Here is an 18,434-nt window from a genome sequence, read left to right as displayed (position 1 = left end):
ATGTTTTAGCAAAGCAGTGTCTGACGCAGGAGTGCGCGGAAAACTGGCAGGATGCCTTTGATAATTAAGCGATAACCGGCCTGGCAATACAGGAACACCGGTTCATTATGCCGTTTCCGTCTCTACAGGCTGCGGCGCGGACCGGGCGACAATGAATAATAAAAATCACACACATCTCATGTCCAAGCATGAGGGAGAGACTTGATGACAGAGTTGAAAATAATAACACGTCATTTACACAGCACGTTGTTACACACGGATCGTCAGCCAAGCGCACACTTGCGCCCCGGGGATCACAATGAACATCCGTAACCTTGAATATCTCGTCGCGCTGGCCAAGCATCGACATTTTCAACGCGCCGCGGAGGCCTGCAACGTCAGCCAGCCAACGCTAAGCGCACAGTTGCGTAAACTGGAAAATGAGCTTGGCTTGCAGCTACTGGAGCGTACGACACGCAGGATTCGCTTCACCCAGACCGGCCTGCGTCTGGTCGAACAAACCCAGGTGGTGCTGCGGGAGATCGAAGCGCTGAAAAACATGGCCAGCAGCAGTCACTATCAGAGCCTGATGCAGACGCTCGATGTGGGCATCATCCCAACGCTTGCGCCCTATATTTTTTCTCACCTGAATTCGGTATGCCACGAGAACTTCCCGGAAATTGAACTGGAAATTCACGAAGCGCAAACCAACCAGTTGCTGAACATGCTGGAGTCCGACGCCATCAAATGCGCGATCATGACCTCTAACAAAGACACCAGCAAATACGTTGAGCTACCGCTGTTCGATGAACCACTCGTGCTGGGCGTGAGCCAACAGCATCCGTGGGCGCGAATGGGTGAAATCGATATGGGGCATCTGAAAAACAGTAAGATCCTGATGATTGATGACGGCAACTGCCTGCACAGTCAGGTGCTGCGTTATTGCTATCAGTTCGAGCTGGAACCCGATCCGCGTTTTGTCGCCATGCACCTCGAAACGCTGCGTCGTGGCGTGGCGTTTAACCGTGGCGTCTCATTCTTCCCGCTGCTTTCGACCCAGCAACAGGGCGGCAATGAAAACATTCGCTATTTGCGCTGCGTGAGCCCGGGGCCAAAGCGCAAAGTGGTGCTGATTTTCCACCGCAGCGACCCGATGCGTAAGAAATATGAGATTCTGCGCAACGCCATTGCCCGCTACATGGAACGATACATTATCGATAACAACGTACTGGCGTGATCCATCAGCGCTGCTCATCAGTACAGGCAGCAGACTCTTTCTCATCTTTACGACAATCATGCGCCGGTATGGTTGTCGTTTTTTTCATTAAACCGCGCATGATATCGTCCGGCAACACCGTTCCGCGATGGTACATCTCTTCAATCAACAACCAGACCGTCACCAGCGAAATCGTATAATCGGCAATCGCAGTCGGCGCACGGAGAGCGGCCATAAACGGGAAACGCGCGCACAGCTGAACGCGGTCATCTTCAGTGACAACATCATGGTAATAAGGCAAGGAAAGCAGACGGTAAGCCTCAGCTTCATCCACAGAAGAAGCCCAGCACAAGCGAACGGCGATGGTTTTCACAAACGGTGGAACCAGCACATTACGCTCCGATAGCGGATCCAAATGCAAAGGAAGACGACTATGGTGCGACTCTGCTTTCATTTTTTCCTCAATACCTGGCGACCAGGGGGGCTGTTCCGTATCCGGAGCTATATCCATATCCATCGACCGCTTAGAAATTTTCTTTAGGGTTAATGTTTAAAATAGAGAATAAAATGAAATTGATCCATACGGAATGTCTTAAAATCATAAAAAAGTTCATATAAAGCAAAAGGTTAATTCATGTCCAGTTATTGATGCTATCGATCCTAATCTGTTATTTTCATTTATCCCATATATTAAAGCCAAGAATCGCCTTACTGTTGTTGAATAATTTTGTTAGTAACCCACCAGTAACGTGAAAATATATCACCTATGAGACGACACGTTCGCTCACTGCCTGTGCACCTGCGGTAACGACACACCAACAATTCGATATGTATTGATTTATATAGCGATCATGTGCTTTATTGTCATACAAATTGAAATGATAACGGTCCCCTTCTGATACGACAAGTCGCCAGCGCACGACCCGGCGCGTGAAACACACTTCTCCCGGTCAGTGGACATCTGAGGATCCTGCATGAAAACAGGCTATGTATTGTTATGCGCCTTGCTGGCTTTTCCGGCGCTGGCGTCCCGGCTGGTAGCGGACGATGCCGGGAACAAGGTGACCGTGCCTGACCGGGTCACACGGATTGCCGATGCCTGGTTTGCTCACCATTCGGTGCTGATGACGCTCGGCGCGGGCAGCAATATTGTTGCCACGGTCAATCATCCTGTCGACAGGCCCTGGATGTTTAAAATCAATCCGGCGCTAAACAACGCATTGCAAATCAAAGGCATCTCATTTAACAGCGAGGCGTTGCTGGCGCACCAGACGGATGTGGTTTTTGTTGCCAAAGGCAACCCGGATGTGGCTGCGTATCATCAGGCGAATCTGCCGGTGCTGGAAATGGCGTTTACCGACTATCCGTCGCTGGAACATTCGGTGAGCGCCACGGCGAACGTGCTGGGCACTGAACAGGCACAGCAGCGCGCGGTGGCGTATAACCGCTATCTGGAAGAGAGTGTCGCCGCGGTGCTGACAAAAACGGTGTCGCTCAGTGAACAGCAACGCCCGTCGGTACTGCACATCCAGTCGCTGAACCCCCTCAAAGTGGATGGTAGCAATACGCTGATTGATACCTGGATTACGCTGGCAGGGGGAAAAAATGCGGCACAGACGATCAGCGGAAATATGAAAGAGGTTTCGCCAGAACAAGTACTGGCCTGGCAACCCGACATCATCATTCTCGGTCAGGGCTGTGGCGAGATATCCCAATCCCGCTATGCGCAACTGTTCAGCGGGCTGAAGGCGGTACAAGAGAAGAAGGTGTGGGCAAACCCGGCTGGCGTCTTCCCGTGGGATCGCTACGGCACCGAAAGCGCGTTGCAGATCCAGTGGGCGGCGCATCAACTGCATCCGGCGTTATTTGCAGATACCGATATGGTGAGCATCACCCGCGACTTTTACCGTCGCTTTTTCGATTATCCCCTCAACCGCGATGAAGCCGCACGTATTCTGCACGGACAGCCGCCGGCGTGATCAACGCCGCAACTTTCATCTTTAACCGCCGCCCTCCCCGTGAGGGCGGTTGTTTTTGGCGCAAATACCGCTTTTTATCTTGTTTGTTCGCATGATCGACATGGGCTGGCCCATGCTCTGATAAACAACAAAACCTGCTTAACGCGCACAACAGGAAAAGTGAACCATGCACCCGTTTCAGCAAATATTGAATTCGACGCTCGCTCGCACGGAAGGACAGCCCCAGCCGGCAACGCCGCATACCCCGCTGGATCTGGAGTTGCACGCCCTGCCGGTCAGCGCCGCACCGGAGGATTTTCTTGCCCTTGCCAAAGCGCGCAGAACCATTTACCTGCTGGGTAAAGCGCTGCCGCTCAGTGAAGATAAGGTCGAGGAGATTATCAAAGAAGCGATTCGTCAGGCGCCGTCGGCGTTTAACTCACAAAGTTCACGGGCGCTGATTTTGATGGGTAAAGAGCACGATCGTTTTTGGGAACTGGTGCGCGGGCAGTTGCGCAACGTGATCCCGGCGGAGAGTTTCCATGCCACCTCCGATAAGCTCGACGGATTTGCCGCTGCGGCCGGATCGGTGCTGTTTTTTGAAGATCAGCAGGCGATCTCGCATTTACAGAAGCAGTACATCGCGTATGCCGATAACTTTCCTGTCTGGTCGGAGCAAAGTAGCGGAATGGCGCAGTATGCGGTGTGGCTGGCACTGGCGGAAAAAAACATTGGCGCGAACCTGCAACACTATAACCCACTGATTGACGAGGAAGTTCGCCAGACATGGGCGATCCCGGAGAGCTGGAAACTGCGCGCAGAGATGAATTTTGGCAATATCGTCGCCGCCGCCGATGAGAAAACCTTTATCGACGACGACAAACGTTTTATTGTCGCCCGCTAATAGCACGTTGCGAAAACGTCAACGCCACCTGGCGACAGTGCCAGATGGCGGCTTCACCTTCTCCGGCCCGCGGCGAACGCCTTACTCGTCGAAGTACCAGTATCCCTGGTTTACCAGCGCGGTCAGCTCTGCGGCAAATGCCGGGTTATCCAGTGCATCGCCCAGTTCCTGCTGACCAATAATGGTATAGCGGCACAGCGCATCAGCGGCGCGCGCGTCGGCGGTCTCCAGACACTCGCTGTTAATAAAGAAGCTATCGCCGATGTGCAGCACGCGCAGTCCGCTCAGGCGGGTAAGCACCTGCCCCTCTTTCAGCGCAGCCACAATCTCTTCCACGGGATAGTCATCCGGCTCCGGGGCGATATCCAGTTCATGGCGCGGCGTGGTGATAAAGCTGCCGAACCACTGTTTGAAATGCTCCGGCTGGCTGATCATCTCGATCATCATCCCGCGCACGCGTTCCAGCTCGTAATCTTCCACTCTGCCAGGGTGTTCACGACAGGTGAGATCCGGATCGCTGTAATGCTCGCCGCCAAGATCGTTTTCCAGCGCATAATCCGCAAAACTGCTGATCAGATCACGACCGTTCGGCCCACGGAAACCGATGGAGTAGTTAAACGCGGTCTCATGCGTGAAGCCGTCATGCGGGAATCCCGGCGGGATATAGAGGATATCGCCCGGTTCCAGATCTTCATCAATGATCGGCGGGAAGGGATCGACATGCAGTAATGCCGGATGCGGGCAGAACTGCTTCATCGGCAGTTTGTCGCCCACGCGCCAGCGGCGGCTGCCCATCCCCTGAATGATAAACACATCGTATTGATCGATATGCGGGCCCACGCCGCCACCCGGCACGGAATAGGAAATCATCAGATCGTCAAAACGCCACTCCGGCAACACGCGAAACGGCTTCACCAGTTCGGCAGAGGGAGCATGCCAGTGGTTAACCGCCTGCGCCAGCAATGACCAGTCGGTCTCCCCTAAATGATCAAACTGCTCAAACGGGCCGTTCCATGCCTGCCACTGACCATTGACGTGGCTGACGATGCGGCTGTCCACTTCCGGCTCCATAGCAAGGCCAGCCAGTTCGTCAGGCGTAATTGGATCGATAAAGTCCGTGAACGCGCGCTTCAGGACAACGGGTTTCTTTTGCCAGTATTTCTCAAGAAATTCCGGCCAGTTAAGGTTTAGTTGGTAAGCCATAGGTTCACACCAGTGAGAAGGGAAACGCGGAGGATTATAAAGAGAGTCGTCCCCTGCCTGCCTTGTCATTGGTCAAGAGCTCGCACGACCAGGGCCTGCGTTGTTTGCAGTGTGTCAGTGCGCCCGGACGTTTCGTCTACCGGGCGCTCAACCCGCAGTGTTATCAGTTAAGTTTGAGCGTGGTCTGCGGACCTTGCTCCACCACCGCGCCGTGCTGCGTTTTAATCTGCACGTCTTCGCCCTTCCCGTTCACGTAGCGTGCCTGAATGCCATATTGCGCAGCGATATCAATATGTTTTAGCGATACATTCTGCACGACCGACTCCGGCAAGCCGCTAAAAATCATGGCATGGTTGGCATTGGTCGCGGTGAGCCCGGTGATATCCACCCCGGAAATTTTCGGCGTCGATGGCGTAACGGCCGCGTTTTCAATCACCGAAATCAAGGTGTTGCCCTGCGCGCCCGACTGGCCGCTATAGCTGTTGGTCACCAGAATCGGCGTCGCCACGTTGGTCATGGTCAGATGGTCGGCCACCAGCGGGCCTATCGTATTCCCGCGATCGCGGGCCGATTTGATGCGAATACCGTTTTCCGTATTGAGGAACGTGACATGGCTGACCGTCACCCGCCCGATGCCGTTAGCAGTTTCGCTGCCGACAGAGATGCCGTGCCCATCGCGCATGATGGAGTCGCGAATGGCGATATCCTGCGATGGCGCTGCCGTACCGGGCACCAGACCAGACTTGATGGCAATGTTGTCATCGCCGGTGTGAATGTCCATTTTCGACACGGTAACATTGCGTGAAGAGACAATATCCAGACCGTCTGTATTCGGTGAAGTGGTCGGGTTGCTGATGCTGACCTGGTGAACAGCAATCTTGTCGCTATTGCGGATAACGATATTCCACATCGGGGAGTTGGTCAGGTGAAGCTGTTCGATCTTCCCGTTGGTGACCTGGTTAAACTCCACAAACCACGGGCGCGGAGCACCGTTTGCCAGCGGAACGCCAGGAAAGCGGTCGGTAAAGGCTTTGGTATTGCCGCTGCGCACTTGCGCACGAATCTGCAACGCCTCGGGCCACCAGCTCTTTTCGCCATCGCCATCAAGCGTTCCGCCGCCGGTGATGGCGACATTCTGCGCATGGCTGGCAAAAATAAAGGCTTCGTTGGCGCGGGCCGGCTGACCAATAAATGCCGCCACAAACTTCCCTTCCGCATTACTGGCCTTTAATGTCGCGCCCTTAGCGACCTCCAGGGTGATATTGCTTTGTAGCTGTATTGGGCCGCTTAACCAGACGCCAGGCGATAACACCACCGTACCACCACCGCGCTGGCTGCACTGTTGAATAGCCTGTTGAATAGCGTTCGTATTAAGGGTTTTTGCATCCGCTTTGCCGCCAAAGTCTTCGGGTGTGCAGCGGGAAGGCGCAGCCTGCGCCACAAACGATGAAAATGCGCCACAGCAAATCAGCGCCAGCAGTGATTTATTCATACGTCCTCTGTTCATGAGTAAATTGTCAAAAGCCACCTGGGCGAAATTTACTTTAGGGCAGGAAATGCACGAGAACTATTGTGCAAAAGCACTTATTTACCGCTGGTTTATTAAAGATTTACCTTGAGATACCCCGGCGGCAGAACAGCCGGGGGCATTGACGGGCGCTATCAGGCCCGGGTCTGAAACATCAGCGTGTCGGAGGTAAACGAGCCCTCGTCGCGGATCCGGAAGTGCTGTTTTACCTCTTCGGAAGTGTGGTTTTGCAGATAACGGATAGCGGCGCGCAATACCTCCGGTGTTTTCATGCGCTCTACCCATGAGTTGTACTCCAGCGCCAGTCTGTCCGTCGCCATTTTTTGCACCGTCATGCCGCTTTGCTGGGTCATATGCAACCACTCAGCCGGCGAGTAGTTGCGCACATGCGAAGGATCGCGCAGCACTTCGATGGTTTGCAGCCAGATGTCCAGCACTGGCTGACCGGGCGAGGCAATATCCATCAGGATAAATTTCCCATCCGGCTTCAGCACGCGTTTCACTTCGCGCAGAGCCTGCGCCACATCATGCCAGTGGTGGGCGGAGTAGCGGCTGATCACCACCTCAAAGCTGTTGTCGGCGAAGGGCAATGTCTCTGCTGCCCCCTGGGCGGTGGTGATATTGTCGAGATGGCGTTCGTGGGCGGCCTGGCGCACCACATCAAGCATCTTTTCCGACAAGTCATAGGCGGTGACCGCACGCGCAATACCTGCAGCAACAAAGCTGGCGTGGCCCGCACCACAACCCAAATCCAGTATGGCTGCACTGGCATCGTCTGCCAGCCACTGCGCCAGTCTGACTAAATCAGCGCCCTGAGCATGAACCTGACTCTGCAAATAGGCCTGCGCCTGATCGCCAAATTGCTGTTCCGTTAACTGATGATGATTAACCGCCATTCTTCTTTCCTTCTGTTAGCACGACAAAGCCTCTTTTCTGGCGACTATATGACGCTCTTTATAGTGGTACAATATGAGCACTTATACTGGTATTAATGAGTACCCCCATGGAAAATACCCTTTTTGCTGGCCCTAAAGCGCTGGGCGCTTTTTTGCGCTCGCAGCGGGAAAACACCGCCCCTGCGGATATTGGCTTGCCCTCTCTGGGGCGACGCCGCACCCGTGGATTACGCCGGGAGGAAGTGGCACAGCTCAGCGGTATCAGTACCACCTGGTATACCTGGATTGAACAGGGGCGTGACATTGTGGTGTCGCCGCAAACCTTGTCGAATATCGCCAACGTGCTGAAGATGAAACCGACCGAACGCAGCTACCTGTTCCACCTGGCCATGCAAAACGATCCGCAGGAAGAACAGGTCGTCACGGTTGAAAAAGAGGTGTTGGCGACCGTCACTCAGATGGCTTGTCCCTGTTATTTGCTGGATTTAACCTGGAATATGCTGGCATGGAATGCGCCTGCCGAAGCGCTGTTCAGCGGCTGGCTGGGCGAAGATCCGCAGCCGAATATGATGAGTTTTATGTTCCGCCACCCTCAGGCCCGCCTGCTGGTTGCCGACTGGGAGAGCCGAGCAAGCCGCATTGTGGCGGAACTGCGAGCAGATGCGATGCACTATCCGCACGATCGGGAGCTCAATAGATTCGTGCAGAGTCTCAGTCATGACAGTGAGTTATTCCGCGCCTTCTGGTCGCGCCAGCAAGTTGTGGTGCGCGAAGGGGGCGAGCGCGTGTTTCATCATCCGCAGCAGGGAGAAGTACACTATCGCCAGATGACCTGGCAACTGACCAGCAATCGCTCGATAAAAATGATTATGTTAATGGCAGGATAAGTCGTGCAGAAATAAAAAAATCAGGCCAGTAAACTGACCTGATTTTTATTATTTACGGAAATCCAGTGGCGCCTGTGAGGACTGAACCCACGCGGTGAAATTATTAAATGCAATCATTGATGATTTACAAAAAATACATTTCGCGCCAGCCGGGTTCTTTTCAGTGACATCAAAACTGGAAATCCGGTATTGCGACCCGCTACAGCACGGGCAGCGAAAATGAATACGGTTCGTAATTTCTAAATCCTTAGCGAACCACAACGACATTAGCAGCCGCCGGGCCTTTCGCACCATTTTCAATGGTGAATTCAACTTCTTGATTTTCTTCAAGAGTACGGTAGTTATCGCTCTGGATTGCAGAGAAGTGTACGAATACATCTTTGCTGCCATCTTTCGGCGTGATAAAACCGAAGCCTTTCTCAGCGTTGAACCATTTTACGATACCAGTCATTTTAGCAGACATTCTTGTTACCTTCTGATTTTGTTAGCCTTTTCGGCAGTAATGGTCTGAAGCATTATTTTATTCAGAGTGTAAAGCGAAGACCCAAAAAGAAGTAGCAAGGAGGTACTTAGAGATGAGAAAGACTTTAGTGAACTGCTGGAGATAATGGTTATCAAACCGACGGCGCATTAACGCATGGCTGAAGAAGGGATGCAAGCATTAATTTAAAAATATTTCTCGCCACCTGCAGGGGGAATGGCGCTTTGATTTTGGAAATAAAAAGCACCGACCCGCGCCGGTGCAGGTGATTACGCACGGATATCGTCGTATTCGCGTGTATTATCAAACTCATGTTTGGCGAAAGGACACAGCGGAATAATTTTGCGTTGCTCTGCGCGCATTTTTTCCACCACTTTCGCCACCAGCTGTTTGCCGACACCCTGCCCTTTCAGGCTTTCATCAACATCGGTATGTTCGATAATGCTTAAATGCTCGCCGGTGGGAACAAAAACGATTTCCGCGACCTGATTGCCTGCGGCGTCGTTCACGTAAAACTTGTTATGACCTTCCAGGATGTCCATACGTTGTCTCACTCAGTTATGGCGGTACTTCAAGGCACCGCTCGGGCAGGTATCAATGACGTTCACTACCGTTGCGACATCCACTTCATCGGGGATGATCCACGGTTTGCGTTTCAGGTTGAACAGCTTCGCACTGCCACGTACGCAATTACCGGCGTGCTGGCAAATGTGGGTATTGAAGTAAACATCAATCTTCTCGCCGGTGTATACGCGGTAACCCGCATCCAGTAGTTCCTTATCCATGACATTGCCTCAATTATTATGTGTGTTGCAAAAGTAAGCATAGCCCGGTCATCAGACTACAAGGTTGTACAACCTTTCAGCAATATCGGCGAATCTGAAACCCTTCCGCCTCGGTGGGCTCCACAAAGTAGCGCGTGATCTGTTCGAACTGCTCGTCAGTAGCAGCAAAATCATGCTCACCTGTGGCATTGCGTGCGCGCAGCCGCGCTTTGCAAACGTCATCGCTGACGTGCAAATAGTGCAACAAATGGTGGGCACCGGACTGATCAACAATCCCTTTGAGCCACTGTCGGCTGGTCAACGTATTGGCCGGAAAATCCAGCACCACGTTGACGCCCGCCTGAAGTAAAGCAATGACATGCGGCGTAATGGCCAGTTTGAGCTTTGCAGAATAGTGGACATAATCCTGAACAGTGTGCAAATCATCCTGAAACAGGAGCGATAACCAACGATCTTCGCTCAACATCACGGTACCGGGAGCAGTCATCAGTTCAGCGGCAAGGGTTGATTTGCCAGATGCAATCTTGCCGCACAGGATGTGCAACGTCGGGCGGGCAACGGAAAAGGGATCTGTCATACGGAGTCACCTCACAGGTTGTCACCAGTAAGGCTCCCGCCGTACTGGCGGGAAACAGAGATGAACGCTATCCCACCACACGATTTGCGGTGTGAATAATGCTCATTGCAAACATCAACACGGAATATCTTTTGTTCATGATTTCAACGTAACAGCAATGTCGCCAGGTTGCCAGCATGGCGTTATCTCAGCAGCGTTTAGCCCGGACCGTCGCTGCCGGCAGCCAGCAGTGGCACAATCACATCACTGAGCGGTGTGGGGATACCGTGTTTTCTGCCGTACCGCTGTACCACGCCATTACGGATATCCCATTCCAGAGGGCGGCCCGCCTGGCGGTCTGCGAGAATCGAGGTGCCCAGGTCGGCAGGCGCACGCTGAAAACCGGTCACAATCTCCTGCGGCACAGCATCCGCTAAAGTGGCCCCTTCGGCGCGGGCAACGGCAAGGCACTCCTGCAGATAAGCCATCGCCAGAGTGGTGATGTCATTGCGCGAGAACATTCCGGCGCGACGCCCTGATAACACCATTAACCCGGCAGCCGCGTTCTGCAACAGCTTGCGCCACGCAACAGAGATGAAATCGGCGGAAAGATCAACGGCACAGCGTGTGCCCTGCAATACGCTCTGCACCCGTTTCGCGGCTGGCGTATCCGGCAAGGTGAGCCGGGGCGCAGCACGCAACCAGACGGAAGCGTCCGGCTCACGCTGCGCAGGAAACCACACCACGGATGGCAGCACTTCGGCGCCCGCCACGTACGGTGCAATTTGCGCTTTTTGCTCCACACCGTTTTGCAGTGCGCATACCACAGTATTTTCATTACACAGCACTTTCAGCCACGCCGCACTTGCCGCCAGTTGCGTGGTTTTGGTCGCCACAAAAACCAGATCAAACGGTTGGTGAATATCACCCGGTTCGGTCAGTACCGGGCCCGGTACCACAATCTGTTCTTTATCGACACGCAAGATCAGCTGCGGGTGCGCCGTACGCCCGCACACCGTGGGCGTACGCCCGACTTCATGCAACGCCGCCACAATCGTGGTTCCGATTGCGCCAGGACCAATAAGGGCGACACTGGGGTTGTCTGACACCATCTCACTCTCCTGATTATCACGCGCCGCCCCGATAGCGGCAGTCATCACACACTATGATACTCACTGGCGCTGATCACAAATGTGTCAATAAAAGAAACAGTGATGATCCGGCCTTGCTGTTTTGTACAAATCGTTCGGGAAAAGCAGAAGAGTTACGTTTTTTATCCAACGATGAGGGTAATAAGCCGTACGCAGTCGCGCACGGCTTAACGGCATTACTTCAGGCTATCTTTAAAGAATGATGCCAGACGGGAAAAAGGAATCAGGTCGGTACGGTCATACAAGTCGACATGACCCGCTCCAGGCACAACGTATAACGTTTTTGGCTGTCCGGCGCGTTTATAAGCGTCTTCACTAAACTCTTTTGAATGCGCCTGGTCACCGGTAATAAACAGCATCGGACGAGGTGAAATCGTTTCAATATCATTGAACGGATAGAAGTTCATAAATTTACCGACACTGCTTAACAACGGTTTTGTCGTCAGTTCTTCTTTTTCGCCTTGTGGGGTATAACCACCACGCGTTGTACGATAGAAATCGAAAAACTCACGTTGAATGTCTGGCGTAGATGCATCCAGCTTATTCACTGTGCCAGGAATATAGGCTTTCTCGCCGCCCTGGAACTCGACAAATCGTTGTTCGACTGCCGATTTAATCAATGCTTCACGCTGGGCCTGTGTCTGAGAATGCTTCAAACCGTTGCGGAAAGCCGCGCCCATATCGTACATGCTGACCGTCGCAATCGCTTTCATACGCGGGTCAATTTTCGCAGCACTAATAACAAAACTGCCGCTACCGCAAATACCCAGCACGCCAATCTTTTCCGCATCAACATACGCCTGGGTGCTCAGGTAATCGACCGCGGCGCTAAAGTCATCTGCATAAATTTCCGGAGAAACCATGTGACCGGGTTTACCTTCACTTTCGCCCCAGAATGAGAGGTCAATCGCCAGTGTGACAAAACCCTGTTCCGCCAGTTTTTGCGCGTACAGGTTTGAACTCTGCTCTTTGACCGCCCCCATAGGATGACCGACGATAATCGCCGGGTGTTTGGCATTCCGGTTCAGCGTGTTCGGGATAAACAGATTGCCGACGACATTCATTTGATACTGGTTTTTAAATGTCACCTTTTGCTGGGTAACAGTCGTGCTTTTGTAGAAGTTGTCTGCGCCTTTTGATAAATCGGCAGCAGCGGCGGTCAATGAGCTTAACAGCAGCCCCAGCGCCAGGGTCATTTTTCTCATATCTTGCTCCTTTAGCAGTCAGAGAGGGGGGAATCCATAACAAAGCGGTACGGCACAATGCCCCTGAGCATGTGCTCACAGGCGTGATTGCTCCGATCGATACGCATCAGATCGCTACCGGTCGTGTACCCGGGCACGCATCAATACGATCCACCAGTGAATATTCACCCGGCGAAATTCAGGCAAGCCGGGGCCGTACGCTATTCGCGGGAATAGCGTCAAAAAAACGGGTTTAAAATGGAACGCGATGTTGAACCATCGCGGAGGTTATCTGTTGCTGAAAATTTTACACGACGGGTGTAAGTTGAATAGCTAATGAATACTTAATGCGCTTATAACCTGTGCTTATTAATCAAAGGTAACTGGTGCATGAAACGCAACCTGAATGATCTTCTCTATTTCGTCACCGTCGCGCGTGAAGGCAGTTTTACCCGTGCCGCGGCGCATCTGGGCGTGACGCAGCCGGCACTCAGCCAGGCCATTTCCGCTCTGGAAGAGCGCATGCAAATCCGCCTGCTGACCCGCACAACCCGCAGTGTATCGCCGACAACGGCCGGAGAACGGTTATTACAGGCCATCGGTAACCGCTTTGATGAGATAGAAGCCGAACTGGATATGCTCACGGAACTGCGCGATAAGCCCGCCGGTACGGTACGTATCACCTGTGGTCCGGATGTCTTGCGCACCACATTGTTACCCAAACTGACGCCGCTGCTGCATGCATACCCGGATATTCATATTGAGTTCGATGCTAACCACGGTTTTCGCGACATCGTGGCCGATCGTTTTGATGCAGGCGTGCGCCTGGGCGATACCATTGATAAAGATATGATCGCCGTACCGATAGGCCCGAAGTTACGTATGGCGGCGGTGGCTTCCCCGGACTATTTTTCGCGTCATCCCCGCCCACAAACGCCGCATGAACTCACGCAGCATCAGTGCATCAACCAGCGAATGGTGCGTTCCGGTGGGTTATATGTCTGGGATTTCGATCAGGATGGCGGCGATCTTAACGTTCGGGTCAGCGGGCAGCTCACCTTCAATACGTCTGAACATATTGTCGACGCTGCGCTGTCGGGATTAGGGATCGCCTTTCTGCCGGAGGAGGAATTTTCCCCACATATTGAGGAAGGCCGCCTGATACGCATACTGGAACCCTGGTGCCAACCGTTTCCCGGTTATTACCTTTATTACCCCAGCCGCAAGCAACCCTCTCCGGCGTTTTCTCTGGTCGTGGAAGCACTGCGTGTGCGCGGTAAACGTCAACCGGTAAAATCAGCCAAACGGGATGAGTAAGGCGCTTCGCAACAGGAAATGACATCAACGGGCCTGGATAGTCACAGGCCCGCGATAATGCTTAGGGGAGAATTACCTGCCAGTATTAAAGAAGGCGACAGTCTCCGTCAGACGCCGGGTTTGCTCTTCCAGCGCACTTGCCGCCGATACCGCCTGCTGCACCAGCACTGTGTTCTGCTGCGTCACCGCATCAATTTGTACAATCGCTTCGTTAACATGGCTGACCCCTTTGCTCTGTTCATCGGTGGCAACAGAGATTTCCGACATGATATCCGACACACGTTTCACCGCGACAATCATCTCGTCGATACTGTTCCCGGCAATTTTGATCTGTGATGAACCGTTATTGACCCGTTCGACGGACTCTTCCACCAGGCCTTTTATCTCCTGCGCCGCCTGAGAGCTGCGTAATGACAGACTGCGCACTTCACCGGCGACAACAGCGAACCCTCGCCCCTGCTCCCCGGCTCTTGCCGCTTCAACTGCCGCATTCAGCGCCAGGATATTGGTCTGAAACGCGATGCCGTTGACCACCTCAATAATGCTGGCAATTTTTCCGGCGCTTTCAGAAATACCGTTCATGGTGTCATTCATGCCTTGCATCACCACGCCGCCGCGCGAGGCAATATCCACCGCTTCACTCGCCAGCTGGCGCGCCTGCCCGGCGTTTTCCGCATTTTGTTTTACGGCCGCAGTGATCTCTTCCATGCTGGAGGAGGTTCTTTCCAGCGACATGGCTTGCTGTTCAGAATGCGCAGCAATTTCCTGGTTTCCGGCGACAATGTCATGAGTGCTGGTGTTGATGATCTCCGCACCCTCGCGGATATCTTCAATTACCGCGGTCAGTTGTTCACGCATCACGCCCATTTCGTGGATCAGGCTTGAACTGTCGCCCGCTTTTTTATTCACCGGCAGTGAGAGATCCCCGGCGGCGATTCGTGCGGCAACATCAACGGCATAGCGCGGTTCGCCCCCCAGAGTGCGCAGTGTTCCCCGGTTAATCAGGTAGACGAGGATCGAGAGCAGAAGACTGATTGCCACAAACTCAATCAGGTTCTGGTAGAGCGCCACCAGAAACGCCTCATCGATATCATCAACATACAGCCCGGTGGTAATTATCCAGCCCCAGGGTGCCCACGGAATGTTGTAAGCAATTTTCGGTTGCGCTTTCGTCTCACCCGGGCGGGGAAAAACGTAAGCGGTATAGCCAGCATGGTTACCCTGCGTTACCGACACCATATCCCGGAAAATATAGACGCCGTTGGCATCTGCAATATCCGGCCCTTTGCCAATCAGCTTGGCGTTGATTGGGTGCATAATGACCTGCGCCTGATTATTCACGATCGTGAAATAGCCGGTTTCACCATAGCGCAGGTCCTTAATTAACTGGGTCGCGCGCTGTTGCGCTTCCGCTTGTGAAATCAATCCTTTATCGGCCATGTCAGCCTGCGTTTTCACGATGCTGAGGGCCAGTTGCGAAACATGCAGTAACTCGTTCTTCCGCAGTGTCAGTTGGTCTTCTTTGACCGTCAGGGAACCGTAGAGCAGCGTTCCGGCCAGGCACAGTAGCGCCACGATGAGCGGGAGCCAAAGTTTTTGCGCAAGAGATAGTTTCATGGCGGGAGTACCTATTGTTGTTTTATATGGCGGGTACAGCATCGGCCGTAGGGTTTCGGACCGCGCCTTATCTCTTTATCGGAAAGAGATAACAGCGGGTTAATCGATAGAAGTAATATATATATTTTTCTTAACCGCTTTTGGGTTATTAAAAATTTAACCAATTAATAACTAACGCGTTATTTTTCGGCGGATTAATTAACCTGTTGAATATCTTTGTATAAATTCGAGCGCGATCACAATAATGCGCAGAGGGTTGCGAGGAGCGAAAGGCGACGAGCTCAGGCCTGGAAAATACACAGAAATACGCCATTCCGGGTGCAGGATCATCGATAAATCAGGGGGCGGTTGCCCCCCGTAATCGTTATTTCAGGCGCTTACCTGAACCATCAACAACCTGCTCGCCATCTTCCTTGGCGAAAGCGCCTTGTTGCGCATCAGGAAGGATATCCAGCACCACTTCAGACGGGCGACACAGGCGTGTTCCCAGTGGCGTCACGACGATCGGGCGGTTAATCAGAATCGGATGCTGCAACATAAAGTCGATTAACTGATCGTCCGTGAATTTGTCTTCTGCCAGATTCAGTTCTTCGTAAGGCTCAACGTTTTTACGCAGCAGTGCCCGTACTGAGATCCCCATATCGGCAATGAGTTTGACCAGTTCATCGCGCGAAGGTGGATTCTCCAGATAATGAATAACCGTCGGTTCAGTGCCGCTGTTGCGGATCATCTCCAGCGCGTTACGCGACGTACCGCAGGCCGGGTTGTGGTAAATGGTGATGTTGCTCATATCAGTTTCTCACTACAAAGTGAAAGAGAGACGTAGCGCCAGCGCGGCCAGCGTTACAAACAGCACAGGCAACGTCATGATAATTCCGGTACGGAAATAGTATCCCCAGGTGATCGTCATCGTCTTCTGTGACAGTACGTGCAGCCAGAGCAGCGTGGCCAGGCTACCAATCGGTGTAATCTTGGGTCCCAGGTCACAGCCAATGACGTTGGCATAAATCATCGCGTCTTTGATCACGCCTGATGCCGTGCTGCCATCAACAGACAGCGCACCCACCAGCACGGTTGGCATATTGTTCATGATGGAAGAGAGAAATGCGGTCAGGAATCCTGTCCCCAGCGTTGCAGCCCAGAGACCTTTCTCCGCCAATAGGTTCAGCACGCTGGAGAGATATTCCGTTAACCCGGCATTGCGCAAGCCATAAACCACCAAATACATCCCGAGCGAGAAAATCACAATCTGCCAGGGTGCGCCCCGTAATACCTTGCCCGTGTTGATGGCATGACCACGCTTAGCAACCGCAAACAAAATCACAGCCCCCACCGCCGCAATCACGCTCACCGGAATACCGAGCGGCTCCAGCACAAAAAAGCCAATCAGCAGAAGGAGTAAGACTATCCAGCCGGTTCTGAACGTGGCCGGATCTTTAATGGCTTTTGCCGGTGCTTTCAGAAGGCTCAGATCGTAATCCGGCGGGATATCGTTGCGAAAGAACAGGTGCAACATTACCAGCGTGGCAACAATGGCTGCGATATCAACCGGCACCATCACCGACGCATATTCAGTGAACCCCAGGCCAAAGAAGTCGGCCGAAACGATATTCACCAGGTTCGACACAATCAGCGGCAGGCTGGCCGTATCGGCAATAAACCCGGCGGCCATAACGAATGCCAGCGTCGTGCGTTTGCTGAACCCCAATGCCAGCAGCATGGCAATAACGATCGGTGTCAGAATTAATGCTGCGCCATCGTTAGCAAACAGGGCCGCCACCGCTGCGCCGAGCAGGACGATGTACGTAAACAACAGGCGACCACGCCCCTTCCCCCAACGGGAAACGTGCAGTGCGGCCCATTCAAAAAAGCCGGATTCATCGAGCAGCAAACTGATAATAATGACCGCAATAAACGTGGCGGTCGCATTCCAGACGATATTCCACACCACGGGAATATCGGCCACGTGCACCACACCGCAAAGCAGCGCCAGTATCGCTCCCAGCGTCGCGCTCCAGCCGATCCCTAACCCCTTCGGCTGCCAGATAACCAGAACAATGGTCAGGACAAAAATAGCGCCTGCCAGCAACATACATCCTCCAGACAAAGCGACTCCGCCGCCCTGTATCTCCAAAAAATTAACCCACTAATTCCCTGAGTTTGTCGATGCCAGCAGGCTCAGACGCCAGTGCTGCAGCACATCGCAGGCTCAAACACCGTTAACGTTTTCATCTTCACAATTCACATTCGAAAAATCATATATGTTAAGGCAAATTTTAGATGCAAGCAGCCTTGCCGCTACCCGAGCAGTTTGCCGATGCCAGCTTGCGGGCGATGGCCTGTACGTCGTCCTGTTGGCTTAACCAGGCGTGCTCAATAACCTGAGCGGCCCACGAAGGAATATGCGGAGATAAGCGGTAATGCACCCATTTTCCCTGCTTGCGATCCAGCAATAACCCGCTTTCCCGGAGCATGGCCAGATGACGGGATATCTTGGGTTGCGATTGATCCAGTGCGGTACAGAGATCGCACACGCACAACTCGCCCATCTCTCTGAGCAGCAGAACGATCCCCTGGCGGGTTTCATCGGAGAGATTTTTGAAAAGTTGCAGAGAAGTAAGTGACATCATGCCTCCTGATCACAGGGAGACAGAATACGCTGCAAATGAATAAAAGCAATCAACACATTCGAAAAAGCATATGTGTTTAGGGAGAGAAATGTTGAATCGCCACGGACAATCCATAGACTGCCGAGCCGTTGATAGACTGCCC

19 protein-coding genes are annotated in these 18,434 nt (G+C 53.0%); 5 read left to right on the top strand and 14 right to left on the bottom strand.

Annotated features, from left to right (window positions below; translation table 11 throughout):
* Positions 1 to 298 precede the first annotated feature (298 nt).
* Positions 299 to 1,216 carry a DNA-binding transcriptional regulator OxyR gene (gene oxyR / locus N7922_RS04480; protein ID WP_263099433.1) on the top strand — a complete coding sequence of 306 codons (918 nt, stop codon included), beginning with the start codon at positions 299 to 301 and terminating at the stop codon, positions 1,214 to 1,216.
* A gap of 4 nt (positions 1,217 to 1,220) precedes the next feature.
* Here oxyR and N7922_RS04475 read toward each other — a convergent pair whose 3' ends face one another.
* The gene (locus tag N7922_RS04475) at positions 1,221 to 1,706 is read right to left on the bottom strand and encodes a hypothetical protein (RefSeq protein WP_263099432.1); all 486 of its coding nucleotides are present in this window, start codon (positions 1,704 to 1,706) and stop codon (positions 1,221 to 1,223) included.
* 463 nt (positions 1,707 to 2,169) lie between these two features.
* Between N7922_RS04475 and N7922_RS04470 the strand changes: the two genes are divergently transcribed.
* A complete protein-coding gene (locus tag N7922_RS04470; protein ID WP_263099431.1) occupies positions 2,170 to 3,174 on the top strand; it encodes an ABC transporter substrate-binding protein in 1,005 nt (334 codons plus the stop codon).
* Between the two features lie 166 nt (positions 3,175 to 3,340).
* Complete coding sequence (locus N7922_RS04465) at positions 3,341 to 4,057, top strand: nitroreductase family protein (RefSeq protein WP_263099430.1); 717 nt, start codon at positions 3,341 to 3,343, stop codon at positions 4,055 to 4,057.
* 81 nt (positions 4,058 to 4,138) lie between these two features.
* Here the strand turns inward: N7922_RS04465 and N7922_RS04460 are convergent, their stop codons facing one another.
* The 3 genes from N7922_RS04460 to N7922_RS04450 all read right to left on the bottom strand — a co-directional run bounded on the left by N7922_RS04460 (position 4,139) and on the right by N7922_RS04450 (position 7,684).
* Complete coding sequence (locus N7922_RS04460; RefSeq protein ID WP_263099429.1) at positions 4,139 to 5,260, bottom strand: cupin domain-containing protein; 1,122 nt, start codon at positions 5,258 to 5,260, stop codon at positions 4,139 to 4,141.
* Between the two features lie 163 nt (positions 5,261 to 5,423).
* Positions 5,424 to 6,752: a glycoside hydrolase family 28 protein gene (locus N7922_RS04455; protein WP_263099428.1), complete on the bottom strand. Its 1,329-nt coding sequence runs from the start codon at positions 6,750 to 6,752 to the stop codon at positions 5,424 to 5,426.
* A gap of 170 nt (positions 6,753 to 6,922) precedes the next feature.
* Complete coding sequence (locus tag N7922_RS04450; RefSeq protein ID WP_263099427.1) at positions 6,923 to 7,684, bottom strand: class I SAM-dependent methyltransferase; 762 nt, start codon at positions 7,682 to 7,684, stop codon at positions 6,923 to 6,925.
* A 107-nt stretch (positions 7,685 to 7,791) separates the two neighbouring features.
* On the opposite strand from N7922_RS04450, the gene N7922_RS04445 reads away from it, so the two are divergent.
* Positions 7,792 to 8,571, top strand: a complete 780-nt coding sequence (locus N7922_RS04445) for a helix-turn-helix transcriptional regulator (RefSeq protein WP_263099426.1) — start codon at positions 7,792 to 7,794, stop codon at positions 8,569 to 8,571.
* Positions 8,572 to 8,818: 247 nt separating this feature from the next.
* Here N7922_RS04445 and cspA read toward each other — a convergent pair whose 3' ends face one another.
* The 6 genes from cspA to N7922_RS04410 form a co-directional block, all read right to left on the bottom strand.
* A complete protein-coding gene (gene cspA, locus N7922_RS04435) occupies positions 8,819 to 9,034 on the bottom strand; it encodes an RNA chaperone/antiterminator CspA (protein ID WP_263099425.1) in 216 nt (71 codons plus the stop codon).
* Between the two features lie 287 nt (positions 9,035 to 9,321).
* Positions 9,322 to 9,594, bottom strand: a complete 273-nt coding sequence (locus N7922_RS04430; RefSeq protein WP_263099424.1) for a GNAT family N-acetyltransferase — start codon at positions 9,592 to 9,594, stop codon at positions 9,322 to 9,324.
* A gap of 12 nt (positions 9,595 to 9,606) precedes the next feature.
* Entirely contained in the window at positions 9,607 to 9,837 is a 231-nt protein-coding gene (gene yjdI, locus N7922_RS04425; protein WP_263099423.1) for a 4Fe-4S mono-cluster protein YjdI, read from the bottom strand.
* 76 nt (positions 9,838 to 9,913) lie between these two features.
* Positions 9,914 to 10,414, bottom strand: a complete 501-nt coding sequence (locus N7922_RS04420) for an AAA family ATPase (protein WP_263099422.1) — start codon at positions 10,412 to 10,414, stop codon at positions 9,914 to 9,916.
* A gap of 197 nt (positions 10,415 to 10,611) precedes the next feature.
* Positions 10,612 to 11,502 carry an oxidoreductase gene (locus N7922_RS04415; RefSeq protein ID WP_263100830.1) on the bottom strand — a complete coding sequence of 297 codons (891 nt, stop codon included), beginning with the start codon at positions 11,500 to 11,502 and terminating at the stop codon, positions 10,612 to 10,614.
* A gap of 218 nt (positions 11,503 to 11,720) precedes the next feature.
* A complete protein-coding gene (locus N7922_RS04410) occupies positions 11,721 to 12,749 on the bottom strand; it encodes an alpha/beta hydrolase (protein WP_263099421.1) in 1,029 nt (342 codons plus the stop codon).
* Between the two features lie 369 nt (positions 12,750 to 13,118).
* On the opposite strand from N7922_RS04410, the gene N7922_RS04405 reads away from it, so the two are divergent.
* Positions 13,119 to 14,045 carry a LysR family transcriptional regulator gene (locus N7922_RS04405; protein WP_263099420.1) on the top strand — a complete coding sequence of 309 codons (927 nt, stop codon included), beginning with the start codon at positions 13,119 to 13,121 and terminating at the stop codon, positions 14,043 to 14,045.
* Between the two features lie 72 nt (positions 14,046 to 14,117).
* Here the strand turns inward: N7922_RS04405 and N7922_RS04400 are convergent, their stop codons facing one another.
* The 4 genes from N7922_RS04400 to arsR form a co-directional block, all read right to left on the bottom strand.
* Positions 14,118 to 15,662, bottom strand: a complete 1,545-nt coding sequence (locus tag N7922_RS04400; protein WP_263099419.1) for a methyl-accepting chemotaxis protein — start codon at positions 15,660 to 15,662, stop codon at positions 14,118 to 14,120.
* Positions 15,663 to 16,026: 364 nt separating this feature from the next.
* Positions 16,027 to 16,452, bottom strand: a complete 426-nt coding sequence (gene arsC / locus N7922_RS04395) for a glutaredoxin-dependent arsenate reductase (RefSeq protein WP_263099418.1) — start codon at positions 16,450 to 16,452, stop codon at positions 16,027 to 16,029.
* A 12-nt stretch (positions 16,453 to 16,464) separates the two neighbouring features.
* A complete protein-coding gene (locus tag N7922_RS04390) occupies positions 16,465 to 17,754 on the bottom strand; it encodes an arsenic transporter (RefSeq protein WP_263099417.1) in 1,290 nt (429 codons plus the stop codon).
* A 184-nt stretch (positions 17,755 to 17,938) separates the two neighbouring features.
* A complete protein-coding gene (gene arsR / locus N7922_RS04385) occupies positions 17,939 to 18,292 on the bottom strand; it encodes an As(III)-sensing metalloregulatory transcriptional repressor ArsR (RefSeq protein WP_263099416.1) in 354 nt (117 codons plus the stop codon).
* Positions 18,293 to 18,434: the final 142 nt, after the last annotated feature.

It is taken from the genome of Kosakonia sp. ML.JS2a, from assembly GCF_025642095.1.
Taxonomy (GTDB): Bacteria; Pseudomonadota; Gammaproteobacteria; order Enterobacterales; family Enterobacteriaceae.
This window is presented reverse-complemented; position numbering and strand designations above follow the sequence as displayed.

Excerpts from the sequence above, each read along its gene's own strand:
- arsC (WP_263099418.1), bottom strand. The coding sequence starts at position 16,452 with ATGAGCAACATCACCATTTACCACAACCCGGCCTGCGGTACGTCGCGT.
- N7922_RS04400 (WP_263099419.1), bottom strand. The coding sequence starts at position 15,662 with ATGAAACTATCTCTTGCGCAAAAACTTTGGCTCCCGCTCATCGTGGCG.
- N7922_RS04405 (WP_263099420.1), top strand. The coding sequence starts at position 13,119 with ATGAAACGCAACCTGAATGATCTTCTCTATTTCGTCACCGTCGCGCGT.
- cspA (WP_263099425.1), bottom strand. The coding sequence starts at position 9,034 with ATGTCTGCTAAAATGACTGGTATCGTAAAATGGTTCAACGCTGAGAAA.
- N7922_RS04470 (WP_263099431.1), top strand. The coding sequence starts at position 2,170 with ATGAAAACAGGCTATGTATTGTTATGCGCCTTGCTGGCTTTTCCGGCG.
- N7922_RS04450 (WP_263099427.1), bottom strand. The coding sequence starts at position 7,684 with ATGGCGGTTAATCATCATCAGTTAACGGAACAGCAATTTGGCGATCAG.
- N7922_RS04475 (WP_263099432.1), bottom strand. The coding sequence starts at position 1,706 with ATGGATATAGCTCCGGATACGGAACAGCCCCCCTGGTCGCCAGGTATT.
- N7922_RS04455 (WP_263099428.1), bottom strand. The coding sequence starts at position 6,752 with ATGAATAAATCACTGCTGGCGCTGATTTGCTGTGGCGCATTTTCATCG.
- yjdI (WP_263099423.1), bottom strand. The coding sequence starts at position 9,837 with ATGGATAAGGAACTACTGGATGCGGGTTACCGCGTATACACCGGCGAG.
- N7922_RS04420 (WP_263099422.1), bottom strand. The coding sequence starts at position 10,414 with ATGACAGATCCCTTTTCCGTTGCCCGCCCGACGTTGCACATCCTGTGC.
- N7922_RS04410 (WP_263099421.1), bottom strand. The coding sequence starts at position 12,749 with ATGAGAAAAATGACCCTGGCGCTGGGGCTGCTGTTAAGCTCATTGACC.
- N7922_RS04390 (WP_263099417.1), bottom strand. The coding sequence starts at position 17,754 with ATGTTGCTGGCAGGCGCTATTTTTGTCCTGACCATTGTTCTGGTTATC.
- arsR (WP_263099416.1), bottom strand. The coding sequence starts at position 18,292 with ATGATGTCACTTACTTCTCTGCAACTTTTCAAAAATCTCTCCGATGAA.
- oxyR (WP_263099433.1), top strand. The coding sequence starts at position 299 with ATGAACATCCGTAACCTTGAATATCTCGTCGCGCTGGCCAAGCATCGA.
- N7922_RS04465 (WP_263099430.1), top strand. The coding sequence starts at position 3,341 with ATGCACCCGTTTCAGCAAATATTGAATTCGACGCTCGCTCGCACGGAA.
- N7922_RS04430 (WP_263099424.1), bottom strand. The coding sequence starts at position 9,594 with ATGGACATCCTGGAAGGTCATAACAAGTTTTACGTGAACGACGCCGCA.
- N7922_RS04460 (WP_263099429.1), bottom strand. The coding sequence starts at position 5,260 with ATGGCTTACCAACTAAACCTTAACTGGCCGGAATTTCTTGAGAAATAC.
- N7922_RS04445 (WP_263099426.1), top strand. The coding sequence starts at position 7,792 with ATGGAAAATACCCTTTTTGCTGGCCCTAAAGCGCTGGGCGCTTTTTTG.